This window comes from Thermodesulfobacteriota bacterium, assembly GCA_034189135.1.
In the GTDB taxonomy this organism is placed as follows: Bacteria; Desulfobacterota; Desulfobacteria; order Desulfobacterales; family JAUWMJ01; genus JAUWMJ01.
Genome location: JAXHVO010000019.1, coordinates 16404 through 28527 on the forward strand (window position 1 = coordinate 16404; position 12124 = coordinate 28527).

Genomic DNA, 12124 nt, shown 5'->3' on the forward strand with positions numbered 1-12124 from the left:
TCGAAATCTGTGCTTTCTATAACAAAGCGCTTTTGCCAATAAGCACCCGGTTCAAAGATAAATTTTATAAGCAAATTTCAACCTTTATGTCTTAATAGCAATTTTTTCCGATTTATTCGTTTTAGGATTTTCTCGAGGACAAATTTTTCATGCGGCTGACCGCCGCTAGATTCTATCCGGCTCAGGAAAAACCTGACGGGGCACCGGCAGCGCAGCCGCTCCCTCCGGAGCTGCTGATAAAACCGGTTGAACTTAGAAGCCTTTTCACATCTTTGGCTTTGCAGTCGGGGCAGGAAACAGGTTCATCATCACTGTTGAAAACCAGTTTCTCAAAAGAGTGGCCACATTTTTCACATTTATATTCATAGATGGGCATATGATAACCTCCAAATTTGTGTTCATTTGATGTTTTTTGCCACGTTTCCTCTGTATAACGAGATCTTCGATGGGTGTGGGTGGTTTACTTTTTTCTTTTGCCTTGGCACCCTTTATTCCTTAGGTCATTAATTGTTCTCGATATAATGCTCTGCGGAAACAGCAGCGATGGCCGCATCTCCCACAGCCGTTACCACCTGTCGCAAAGGGGTGTTTCTAACATCTCCAACAGCGTATACGCCGGGTACCGATGTTTCCATATTGTAATCCGCAATAATGAAGCCGTATTTGTCCACTTTGACGGAATCTTTTAAAAACGAAGTATTCGGAAAAGTGCCCACCCAGATAAAGCATCCGGAAACAGGGAGTTCTTTATCTTCACCAGTCTTTAAATTCTTTACGGTTATTTTCTCAACATTGGTCAAGCCACCCCCGATGCCGGTTAATACCGAATCCCATAAAATCTCAATTTTATCGTTTGCCATTGCGCGTTCCTGTAGAATCTTGGTGGCCCTTAATTCATCCCTGCGATGTATTAAATAGACCTTTTTTGCAAATTTGGTTAAATAAATACTTTCCTGTACTGCCGTATCTCCACCGCCGACAGCAGCAACAACACTTTCTTTAAAAAACGGCCCATCACAGGTTGCACAAAAGGATACCCCTTTGCCGATAAAAATATCTTCACCCGGAACTCCCAGTTTTCTCGGTGAAGCACCGGTGGCAATAATAATGGAACCAGCGGTCATGGTTTTATCGCTTAGCTCTATTTTCTTTATCGGTTCAGACAGGCCGAGAGAAAGCACTTCACCGGTTTCAATGGTCAGGCCAAAGTGTTTCGCCTGTTCGGCCATTTTGGTTACCAGATCATACCCGCTGATTCCTTTGGGAAAGCCCGGGAAGTTTTCTATCCAGTCTGTTGTAAGAACCTGCCCGCCAGGTGCGGTCTTTTCCAGCAAAAGCACATTCAGTCTTGCCCGTGATGCATAAATACCTGCTGTAAGACCGGCAGGCCCTCCACCAATGATAACCAGATCATAGTCCGTTTTTTTCATTTTAATATCCTTTCTTATTTCTCTTTTAAAAAGAGAAATTAAAAATCAACCCCTCACACGCAGTAGACATATTTTAATGATAAATTGTATTAAGTCAACATTTACAACTATTCCAAAATTACAAAAATGCAAATCGACCCTGATGGAGTATTATTATAATATGAGGATACGGGCCGATTTGCATCTTGTGAGGTAGTAAAACAAACGATGGAGGTAAATGCCAAGTTAAACCCCTCGAATATAGTATAAGCAATTTTAATGCCAAAAAGGAGTTTTCATATAAAAAATCAAACGAACAGAAAAATCATGATCGATTTCTTTTTAATCATACTCTGACGTCATATGGCAAAATCTTTTGGCATAAATATTGCTGTCGTTGACTTATTCTAATATTGATTTAACTTAAGACTTAGTACAGGATGACATCAACATAATTGCTACAAACAACAACTTAAGACTTTGACAAGTGGTTTTTATGATATCACTTAACGAGACCTCTGCATAACGTCACTTTTTGCCCGATTTCTTCGTCAGGCTCAAATTTCAATCCTCGAAATATTCAATATATTCCTGTGTTTGAAATTTTCGCCTTCCTTGAACTCGAACAAAAATTACCATTTTTCAAAGGTCTCTTAACGATATCTGAATAAACTTTTTTTAAATGGAGATAAAATGAAAACCAAATTATCCAGAAGATCTTTTCTAAAGGGAACCATGGCCACGGCATGCACCCTTGCTGCAGCGGGCATCCCGGCAAGTGCTGCAGGAGCTGAAGACAAACAGCAGCTCGCCACCCTTCTCGATATTCGTAAATGTATCGGATGCGAAGCCTGTGTCGAGGCCTGTAAAGAGGTAAATGAAAAGAAATTTCCTGACCCGAAAAAACCGTTTCCTAAAATGTATCCAGATCGCGTACCGGTAATGGACTGGTCGGACAAACAGTATGTGACAGACCGTCTGACACCTTACAACTGGCTTTTTATTCAGCATGCCAATGTTAAAATCAACGGGGAAGAGACCGAACTTACGATTCCCAGGCGCTGCATGCACTGCGTGAACCCGCCCTGTGTTAAGCTGTGCCCGTGGGGATCGGCCAGGCTGCTGGAAAACGGCATATCGAGGATCGATCCTGAACTGTGTCTGGGTGGTGCCAAATGCAAAGCCGTCTGTCCCTGGGATATTCCTGAACGTCAGACCGGTGTGGGGTTGTATCTTGATATGCTTCCGTCACTGGCGGGAAACGGTGTGATGTACAAATGCGACCGGTGTTATAACAGAATTGCGGACGGAGAGTTGCCCGCCTGTATAGAAGCCTGCCCCGAAGATGTTCAGACCATCGGGCCAAGGGACGAAATCATTAAACAGGCTCATAAACTGGCCAAAGAGATCGGCGGATATATCTATGGTGAAAAAGAAAACGGTGGAACCAATACGATATACGTGTCTCCGGTTCCGTTCCAGGAACTGAACCAGGCCATTGAAAAAGGAAAGGGAAAGCCCCATCTGCAGCCGGTAAAGGATAGCATGGCCGATTCAAACAACCTTGCCGCGGCCATGATTGTCGCACCGATTGCCGGACTTGCCGCCGCTGCAGGTAAATTCTACCAAATGACCAAAACCGGTAAGTAATACCATAAGTTTCCACGGAGGAAGTCAATGAACCTTGATATAACTGCTTCAAAATTCAACCAAAATAAGATCATCCGCTACTTATACCGGGCAACCATTTTTTTTCTCGTTCTGACCGGTTTTGGGAACATGCCGATTTTCAAGCGCTATTATATTGCGGATATCCCGGGACTGGGATGGCTGGCTGAGTATTACGTCACCCTTTATATCCATTATCTGTTTGCCATACTGCTGATCGGAATCATTTCGTATATTATCATCGAATATCTGGTCCTCAGGCGAAAAAAAATAAAAATTACGCTGTCCGGTTACATCCGGGGATCAGTGGTTGCCGGGCTCCTCATCACCGGGATCCTTCTGGTGATAAGAAACCATGAGGTTTCCGGGTTTGCTCCCGGTTTTATCATTTTTTTATACCTGTGCCATCTCACCCTGGTGATGGTGCTTCTAATGACCGGGTTGGTCAGTGTTATTTTTAACAAGAAATGGTATTTTGAGGTCAGGCATTAGATGGGTTTTTAAGGGGAATTTCCCATTTTTTCATATACTTCCATATTGCAGTTCTGCTCAGCCCTGCTCTTCTTCCGACCTCGGCCTTGTTCCAATCGCACTCCTCCAAGAGGGTAAGCAGAGCCTGTTTTGACAGCTTCTTGCGTGGAACAGAGTTAGAACTTAATCTTTCGGGTATGGCCGCAGTTGAGACCGAATATTGGCTTTGACGGATTTCCACCGGCAAATCAAACGGGTTGATTCGTTCTCCGGTGCAAAGCACAAATGCATGTTCAATCGCATTCTCAATCTCCCGGACGTTTCCCGGCCAGGGATAATCCATAAGGATACGCAATGCTCCCGGAGTAGCCCCCTGGATTTTTTTACCGGTTTTACGGTTTTGCGCCTTAATGAAATGACTGATTAAAAGTGGTAGGTCTTCTTTTCGTTCTCGAACTGGCGGAAGATAAATGGGAAATACCTTGATTCTATAGTACAGGTCCTCCCGGAAATATCCTTGTCGGATGCGGCTATAAAGGTCCTGGTGGGTTGCGGTGATCACTCTGATATCGACTTTACGCTTTCGCGATTCACCCACGCGTTCGATTTCCCGTTGCTGCAAAACACGAAGAAGCTTTACCTGGATAAAGGGACTGAGTTCGCCGATTTCATCAAGAAAGATGGTTCCTCCTTGAGCTTCTTCAAAGCGCCCCAAGCGATCTCGCATGGCACCGGTATAAGCACCTTTTACATGCCCGAACAACTCGCTTTCCAGTAAGGATTCCGAAAGGGCTGAACAATTAACCGTAATAAGGGGCTTGTCCTTTCGTTCGCTGTTATAATGAATCGCACCGGCCACAAGCTCTTTGCCGGTCCCGCTTTCTCCATGTACCAGTATAGTGGCATCGCTTGATGCAGCGGCCTTGATGGCCGTAAAAACCTTGCGCATCGCCTGGCTTTTACCGATGATGTTGTCCAAACGGTGGATTTCACCCAGCCTAAGTACGGCTTCTTCTGCTTTTTTTCGCGCCTTGTTCAATTCAGTAAGATCGGTAACCGTTTCGACCACCCCGATGATACGACCGCCTTCATCCCTGACCGCACTGGCATTCTTGATCACCGGAACATCGTGTCCATCTTTATGCTGCACATGGCAATCTTTGGCCTCGGAAAATCCGTGTTCCATAATGCCGCAATTCTCGATGCCGGCAGGACATTCCTTACCAAAGCAGCGGCTGCAACGGAGAAGCTGACAGGTTTTCCCTATGGCATCCTTTGCCTTATACCCGCTGATGCGCTCCATGGATCTATTCCATGACGATATCCGTCCGTCGGCATCCATGGTAAATACCCCGTCAGCCATGGAGTCTATAATTTGATTCACGAATCTAAAATTCCAGATTTCATGGGTTTTATCTTGCATGGATATTGTCTGCCTCGAATGATTTAATAGTGAGTCATTTTTTGCAAGCGTTGGACTCACCAGCGTTACCTTAACGTTACAAAACGCTATACTTAATATAGCGTAACGTTAACTGTGTTGTCAACCGGTATCGGAAGAATGCCAAGCAAAACCCAGTTGTCTTATATAGAGGGCCATTTTGGTTTTTTATCCTGCTGTTAAAACAGCTAGTTGTAAAAACAGCTCCATTTCACTCATAAAGAAATCCAGCAGTGGCATACAATTTGTAGATATTAATGCTTAAAAGCGGAAAAAGCCGGAAGCGATGCCGGTAAAGCATGAGGATTGCATCGCAGTATATTAATTATTTTTAATATCCCCAAGAAAGGAGGTAATCATGCAAGCACTCAACTGTTGTAAAACCATGGAGGCGGAACTTACCGCATGGAAGGCCAATGTTTATGATATTGTACGCAATATTGAAAACCTTCCCGGTGGTAAAAAGGAAAAGGTTCTTCCCAATATCGAAGAACTCCATACACTCACTGCGAAGCTGGATGACCGCATTGAACAAATCCGAGCCGACTGCACCCCTGAAACCGGGATCGGCGATATCAGAGCCGAAAAGGAGCTATTCGATAAGTTATTGACAACTCTTCGCATGACAGCAGATGTGGACACGATGCAAGCAATGAACTGTTGTAAAACCATGGAGGCGGAACTTGCCGCATGGAAGGCTAATGTCTATGATATTGTACGTGGTATTGAAAAGCTGCCCGGTGGAGAAAAGGACAAAATTCTTCCCAACATCGAAGATCTCCATATGCTCATTGCGGAGATGGACGACAGGATCGACCAAATCCGGAAGAACTGCACACCTGAAACCGGCATAGCCGACATTCGAACCGAACGTAAAGCGTTTGACGACAACCTTTCCAAACTTCGGGTAAGTGCAGACGAAGCCATGCAAATCTTGGGAGCGGGGAACTTCGGTGGATAACACAATGAATGATTATTTGTTAATGTCCTAACAAAGCCCTATGGATCGTATTGATCATCTCTTTGCGACCGGCGGGCTTTGTGAGATAAAAAATTGCTCGATTTAGATTAAGTAAAGGGTAAAGCAAGTGGACCGAAATAAACCGTTAAGCCGGCAGCAGTTTAAAAAAACCATTCAAACCGGTGTAAGCCTGGTAGACTTCAACGCGCCTTGGTGTGCACCCTGCATTGCTCAAAAGCCTATCGTCGATCAGCTGGCAAAGCTCTATGATGGCAAAGCTTCAATCATAGAAATAAATGTCGATGGAAATCAGCAATCGGCCATGGATCTGGGAATTACCAGTATCCCGACATTGATCATTTATAAAAACGGTACTGAAATTGAACGCTTCATTGGTCTTCAAAAGGCTGAAGTCCTCTCCGAAGCAATTGATAAAGCCTTGGGTTAGGGTTTGAACAAAAAAGGAGGAATTTCATGGACAAAATGTTTAGCGGGTTTTCGCTGGGGAATTTAAACCTAAACAACCGATTTGTCTTTCCGCCAGTAAAAACCGCCTATGGTCACCCCAAAGGGATGGTGACCGACCGCCAGTTAACCTTTTATAAACAGATCGCATGCAACGGACCGGGGATTATTATCCTTGAACCTGCTTCGGTGACTCCTGAAGGCAGGGAGCATCCAAAACAACTCTGTGTTCATCTTAAGGAAAGTGCAACAGAACTCAAAAAAATCGTGGATATCATCCACGCAGAAAATCGTCTGGTCTGTCTTCATTTAAATCATGCCGGAGCGGCCGCCAATCCCAAGGCAACCGGTACGAAACCCAGGGCCCCTTTAGCCATTACGTGCCCCACCACAGCTCAGACTGCTGAGCCGTTGACCGAAGAAGAAATCGAATCGGTCATTGCCGGATACAAATCCGCAGCCGAAAAAGCCAAACAGGCAAACTTCGACATGATAGAAATTCAGGCCGGTCACGGCTACCTCGTCTCCCAATTTATTAATAAAAAAATAAACCAGCGAACAGATAAATATGGCCAAGATCGGCTGCTGTTTGCCAGAGAAGCTTTTGCGGCTGTTAAAGAGGGCGCACCGGAGATACCGGTGATAGTGCGAATTTCAGGCAGTGAGATGTCTCTTGAATACGGTATTGATGTAGAGGATTTAAAATCCCTGCTTTCTCTGGCCGAAAAAGAAAGGATCAGCGCAGTACATGTGGGCATGGGAAGTTCATGCTTTAGCCCGCCCTGGTATTGCCACCACGCCAGCCTTCCTGAAAAACCACAGTTGGATGCGCTTTCCTGGGTTCGTAAGCAAACATGGCTTCCCATCATCGCTGCCGGCAGAATGGGCAGGAAAGAAAAAATAACCCAAGTGCTGGATCAAGGGCTTGCCGACATGGTTGCCCTTGGCCGACCGCTTATTGCCGATCCTGACTTGATTGATAAATGGGGTAATGATCAAAATGAAAAAGTGAATTATTGCGGTTATTGCCTTCAGGGATGTCTGCATAGGCTGAAAAACGGCGAGCCACTGGGATGTAACTTAAACCCGGAAATTGGTCTGCCGGAACTTAAGCCGTCGGCCAAGCCGTTGAAGGTTCTGGTCGCCGGCGGAGGGCCCGGCGGGATGAGTGCCGCGCTTTACCTGTCGCGCAGCGGACACAAAGTGACCCTTGCTGAAAAAAGCGATAAACTGGGGGGCCAGTTTAACCTGGCCTGGAAAGCCCCCGGCAAGCAATCGATGCATGAGGGTCTGGACAAGCTGGAGTACGATGTAAATGCACAAACCGAATCCGTCATACTGAACAGGGCGGTGGATTCCAAGCTAATCGATGAACTCCATCCGGATCTTCTGGTGTGGGCAACCGGCGCTGTGCAGAATATTCCTCAAATAAAAGGGTTAAGCCACCAGTACACCATGACTGCTGTGGAATATTTTAATGGGGATAAACCGGTCAAAGGCCCGAGAGTCCTGGTGATCGGTGCTGGACGATCCGGTGTTGAAATTGCAGAAAAACTTGGAATAGATGGCTACGAAATCGTGGCCACCAAACGGACGGACCCCATCGGCAGCATGATGGAAATGATTACCAAAAAGCTGGCCATGATGCGAATTGATCAATTACCAAATGTGACCCTGATGCCGCATACCGCCGTTAAGGAGTTTCAAGCTGATAGTGTGGCCGTAGAACAAGACGGCAAGCGGTTAACGCTGGAACCTTTTCAGACGGTTATTCTTTCTTCCGGAATGCTGTCAGCCTCCGGTCCTGAGGAAGGTATCCGGAAAGCGGTTGCTGATATAGAAGTCATTGGAGATGCAAGACAGGTCCAGGATATCTTTTCAGCCGTTCACGCAGGGTACGAACTTGCTAAAAAATATGAATAGAGGAGCGTCTAAATGAATAATATATCCTTTGCAGATATCGCAGTCGTTTCCTGCGGAACATTGAGCGTTGAACTGAACCATTTAAAGGAGGAAGGCTTCCTGGATACACCATATATTTTATACACCACTCCGGGTTTGCATCAGGATATTCCTGAACTGGAACGCCAGCTGATCAACCGAGTCAACAAAGCCAGAGAAAAAACCGATAAGGTTCTGGTCGTATATGGCGGAAAGTTTTGTTATGTTAATCCGGATGAACCCACGCGTCTGATGCAAACCATCATTGAAGAGCAGGGAGCTGGGGTGGCCAGAATTCAGGCCACCCATTGCATGGATATGCTGGCCAGTGAAGAGGAAAGGGAGAAAATTACTGATGAAATTGCCGGAGGAGAACTGGTGTGGTGGATGACCCCCGGATGGGTGAAGTTTCGCAAACAGGTATTTAAAGGATGGGATAAGGGTCTTGCCAATGAAAACTTTCCCAGGCATACCGGCGGAGCCATCGTGCTGGATGGCATCGGGTATCTCGATCAGTACATGGCAGAAAAACCGGAAGAATTTTTAGAGTACTGCGACTGGATGGGAATCCCGATGCAGGCATATCCGGTGACTCTCGATCGGTTAAAATCGCTGCTTACCGAGCAGGCAGAAAAGCTGCTGAGTTAAGTAATGAGCAAAAAATATAATGAAAATTGCAATAGCCACGGATGACGGAAAGACCATTCGAAAGGGTCATTTTGGTTCAAGCCGGTATTACCAAGTGATTGAAATACTTAACGGTGAAATTACCGGCAGGGAACTGCGTACAAATCCTCATGTGGAAATTGAAAATACCACCGGACATCATGGCGAGGCCGAGAAAATCGTTGCCTTGCTAAAAGATTGCGGTCTTTTTATTGCCGGCAGCATGGGGAAAAAATCCTCCTCTGAAATTGCAGCTAAGCACATTGACTGTATTATTACTATATTTAAAACAGTTGATTTTGCAGTTTCAAAATATCTGCTGGGAGAAAACGAAGGCTTCAAATTCTATGATTCAGATTCAGAAAAATTTATTTCATGTTCGGAAAGAGAAAAAAAGATAGAGTTGCCAAAAAAGCCGCTATGAGGAGACTTTAAAAAGATATCGATTTGGGGCAAGGTGGAAAGCGGAAAAAGCATCCTGACCGGATTGCTAAACGGAGGAAAGGCAATGAAGATTGGGAACGCTTTTAATCGAATTTGTGGGCCTAAAAAAAAATGTGTTGCCGATGTACTGGAGCAAACAATCCAGTTGGCTGTTGAGATTGCCAGAGAAGGCCGTGAAGGCCGGAAAATCGGCACCCTTTTTGTCGTTTCCGATGAAAAGGAAGTTTTAAAAAGGTCACGACCTCTGATCCTCGATCCTCTTTATGGCCACCCGATAGACAGAAAAAAAATCTATGACCCCAACATGCGGGAAACGGTCAAAGAACTAGCCCAACTGGACGGTGCCTTTATTGTAAGCGGCGATGGAGTGGTAATTTCAGCTGCCCGCTATATCAACGCTTCATCCCGTCGGATTGAACTGCCGTTGGGGTTGGGAAGCCGGCATGTGGCGGCGGCTTCCATCAGCCGTGACACCCAGGCGGTGGCTGTGGTCGTATCTGAAAGCTCTGTGGTTCGCGTTTTCAACGAAGGCCAATTGATCGCCGAAATCATCCCGGAAATCTGGTTATTCGGAAATGAGGGCTTTAAAATTCCAGGACCGCATGAAGAACAGAAAATAGCTGATTTGCGTATTGTGTCGATAAAAACCGGCCAAAAATTGAAACCAGACGATATAAAAGGTTCAGCGGGTGTCGATTTTGCAAGAGATAATTGAACCGGCTGGGGAAAACCACAGATTTTTCATTGGTTATCGAGGGAGTTGGATCCATTTTATTGAAAAAGAAAGGAGAGAAATATGGCTGTTCAGGTGTTGATCAAACGAAAATTTGTAAAAGAAAAAGCTGAAGAGGTCGCCACACTCATGGTAAAATTACGATCCCTCGCCCGGGCACAACCGGGCTACATGTCCAGTGAGTCATTAAAATGCATCGAACCACCCCATGACGACGAGTACCTGATCAGATCGACCTGGCAATCTGCCGAAGACTGGAAGAAATGGCTAAATAGCAAAGACAGAAGTGCCATTCAGCAGCAGATCGATTCCATAACCCAAGAAAAAACCGAGTACAGAATTTATGAACCATTGGTAGGGGGTATCATCCCGAAAAAAAAATGAATAACACAACCAGTGCGACATAAAATAATGACAAGCCAAGTATGCACTTAGCTATGACGAACACACAACGGATAAGGTTCAAAAGTCGATGAAAACACCACCACAAAGGCATTAAAGGCGATCCAGACTTAATATATATAAAACACCCGTGCATATTGTAACCACCCATAAAGGCACTGACTTCGACGCGTTGGCATCCATCGTTGCGGCAAATTTGTTATATCCGGGCATGATAACGGTTTTGCCGGGAAGCCTCAATCCGAATGTCCATGCGTTCCTGTCGCTGCATAAAGATCTGTTTGACTTCTGCACCCCTGAAAAAATCAGCTTGGATAAAGTATCTAAACTGACTGTGGTTGATACAAACAGGTGGGACCGTCTGGATCGGCTGGATTCTCTGAAGAAAGACCCGCATCTTGAAATTATCCTGTTCGACCATCATACCCACAAGGGGGATATCAACGCGAAATGGCAGTGCCAGGAAGAGATGGGCGCAAATATTACGCTGATGCTGCGTTATATCAAGGCGCAGAAAGAGTCAATCACCCCCATTCAGGCCAGCCTTTTTCTGGCAGGTCTTTATGAAGATACCGGCAATCTCACCTTTCAATCCACAAAGGCGGAAGATGCCCATGCGGCAGGTTATTTGCTTGACAAAGGAGCGGAGCTTCAGATTGTCGGTACATTTCTCAGCCCGGCATACGGCCCAAAACAAAAAGATGTGCTGTACCGGCTGCTTAAAAATCCTTCCAGAACCACGGTGGGTGGAAATTTGTTTAGCATAAACCGCCTAAGAGTTCATGGTTACGTGAGCAATCTTGCCGTGGTGGTTCAGATGTACCGGCAAATATTGAATGTGGAAACGGCCTTCGGTATCTTTGCGCTGGATGGAAATCGCTGCCTGGTAATCGGCCGGAGTTCGTCGAGGGGTATTGATGTGGCAGCTGTCATGCGGCACATGGGGGGTGGCGGGCATCCCGGCGCAGGTTCGGCCATGCTGAAATCGACAGATCCGGCTGCTGTGGAAGATTGGATCAGGGCAATGATTGGTGAAGACCATCAAGCATCTATGAAAATTCGGGATTTGATGTCCTTTCCCGTACTGTCGTTGAATCCCGAAATGACCATGAGCCAGGCCGGAAAAGTGTTGCGGGAAAAGGGCTACAAAGGATCTCCGGTGGTCACTGGCGGAAAACTGGTCGGCATCCTTTCAAGAAGGGACTTTCAAAAAATAAAGAAAGCACCACACTTCCAATCACCGGTCAAGGCGTTCATGAGTACCCGTGTAATCACCATCCATCCGGAAGAAAGTCCGGGTCAAGCGGCCCATTTGATGATAAAAAATGATTTGGGACGGCTTCCAGTGGTGGATGAAGGTGAAATCGTCGGTATCTTCAGCCGCTCCGATGTGGTGGCGAATCTGTATGGGCTGTGCCCCCTCGGCAATTGTCTGGCCACTGGTTGTAAACAAAATATTTTTTCTTTTGACACAGCTTAAAAACGAAGGGTTGGTAAAAAACGCTTTTCAAGACTCAGCACAT

13 protein-coding genes are annotated in these 12124 nt (G+C 45.8%); 10 read left to right on the top strand and 3 right to left on the bottom strand.

The features are described from left to right. Positions 1–181: 181 nt before the first annotated feature. Positions 182–376, bottom strand: a complete 195-nt coding sequence (locus SWH54_02180; protein MDY6790054.1) for a zinc ribbon domain-containing protein — start codon at positions 374–376, stop codon at positions 182–184. 127 nt (positions 377–503) lie between these two features. Further along, on the bottom strand, positions 504–1430 hold the full coding sequence (trxB, locus tag SWH54_02185; GenBank protein ID MDY6790055.1) for a thioredoxin-disulfide reductase: 927 nt from the start codon (positions 1428–1430) through the stop codon (positions 504–506). A 672-nt stretch (positions 1431–2102) separates the two neighbouring features. On the opposite strand from trxB, the gene SWH54_02190 reads away from it, so the two are divergent. After that, positions 2103–3059, top strand: coding sequence for a 4Fe-4S dicluster domain-containing protein (locus tag SWH54_02190; protein ID MDY6790056.1), 957 nt, complete (start codon positions 2103–2105; stop codon positions 3057–3059). A gap of 27 nt (positions 3060–3086) precedes the next feature. Next, positions 3087–3569, top strand: coding sequence for a hypothetical protein (locus SWH54_02195; GenBank protein MDY6790057.1), 483 nt, complete (start codon positions 3087–3089; stop codon positions 3567–3569). Here the strand turns inward: SWH54_02195 and SWH54_02200 are convergent. Beyond that, positions 3559–4971: a sigma 54-interacting transcriptional regulator gene (locus SWH54_02200; GenBank protein MDY6790058.1), complete on the bottom strand. Its 1413-nt coding sequence runs from the start codon at positions 4969–4971 to the stop codon at positions 3559–3561. The two genes, SWH54_02195 and SWH54_02200, sit on opposite strands and share 11 nt — an antisense overlap. Positions 4972–5347: 376 nt before the next feature. On the opposite strand from SWH54_02200, the gene SWH54_02205 reads away from it, so the two are divergent. From SWH54_02205 to SWH54_02240, 8 genes are all read left to right on the top strand, one after another. Next, entirely contained in the window at positions 5348–5950 is a 603-nt protein-coding gene (locus tag SWH54_02205; protein ID MDY6790059.1) for a hypothetical protein, read from the top strand. A gap of 127 nt (positions 5951–6077) precedes the next feature. Beyond that, the gene (locus SWH54_02210; GenBank protein MDY6790060.1) at positions 6078–6398 is read left to right on the top strand and encodes a thioredoxin family protein; all 321 of its coding nucleotides are present in this window, start codon (positions 6078–6080) and stop codon (positions 6396–6398) included. 26 nt (positions 6399–6424) lie between these two features. Beyond that, a complete protein-coding gene (locus SWH54_02215) occupies positions 6425–8338 on the top strand; it encodes an FAD-dependent oxidoreductase (protein ID MDY6790061.1) in 1914 nt (637 codons plus the stop codon). 12 nt (positions 8339–8350) lie between these two features. Further along, complete coding sequence (locus SWH54_02220; protein MDY6790062.1) at positions 8351–9004, top strand: DUF1638 domain-containing protein; 654 nt, start codon at positions 8351–8353, stop codon at positions 9002–9004. A gap of 19 nt (positions 9005–9023) precedes the next feature. Beyond that, positions 9024–9446, top strand: coding sequence for a NifB/NifX family molybdenum-iron cluster-binding protein (locus tag SWH54_02225; GenBank protein ID MDY6790063.1), 423 nt, complete (start codon positions 9024–9026; stop codon positions 9444–9446). An 84-nt stretch (positions 9447–9530) separates the two neighbouring features. Beyond that, positions 9531–10181, top strand: a complete 651-nt coding sequence (locus SWH54_02230; GenBank protein ID MDY6790064.1) for a diadenylate cyclase — start codon at positions 9531–9533, stop codon at positions 10179–10181. An 81-nt stretch (positions 10182–10262) separates the two neighbouring features. After that, positions 10263–10583 (top strand): antibiotic biosynthesis monooxygenase family protein, encoded by a 321-nt coding sequence (locus SWH54_02235; GenBank protein ID MDY6790065.1) that lies wholly within the window; start codon positions 10263–10265, stop codon positions 10581–10583. Between the two features lie 148 nt (positions 10584–10731). Continuing rightward, positions 10732–12081: a CBS domain-containing protein gene (locus tag SWH54_02240; GenBank protein ID MDY6790066.1), complete on the top strand. Its 1350-nt coding sequence runs from the start codon at positions 10732–10734 to the stop codon at positions 12079–12081. The last annotated feature ends 43 nt before the right edge of the window (positions 12082–12124 follow it).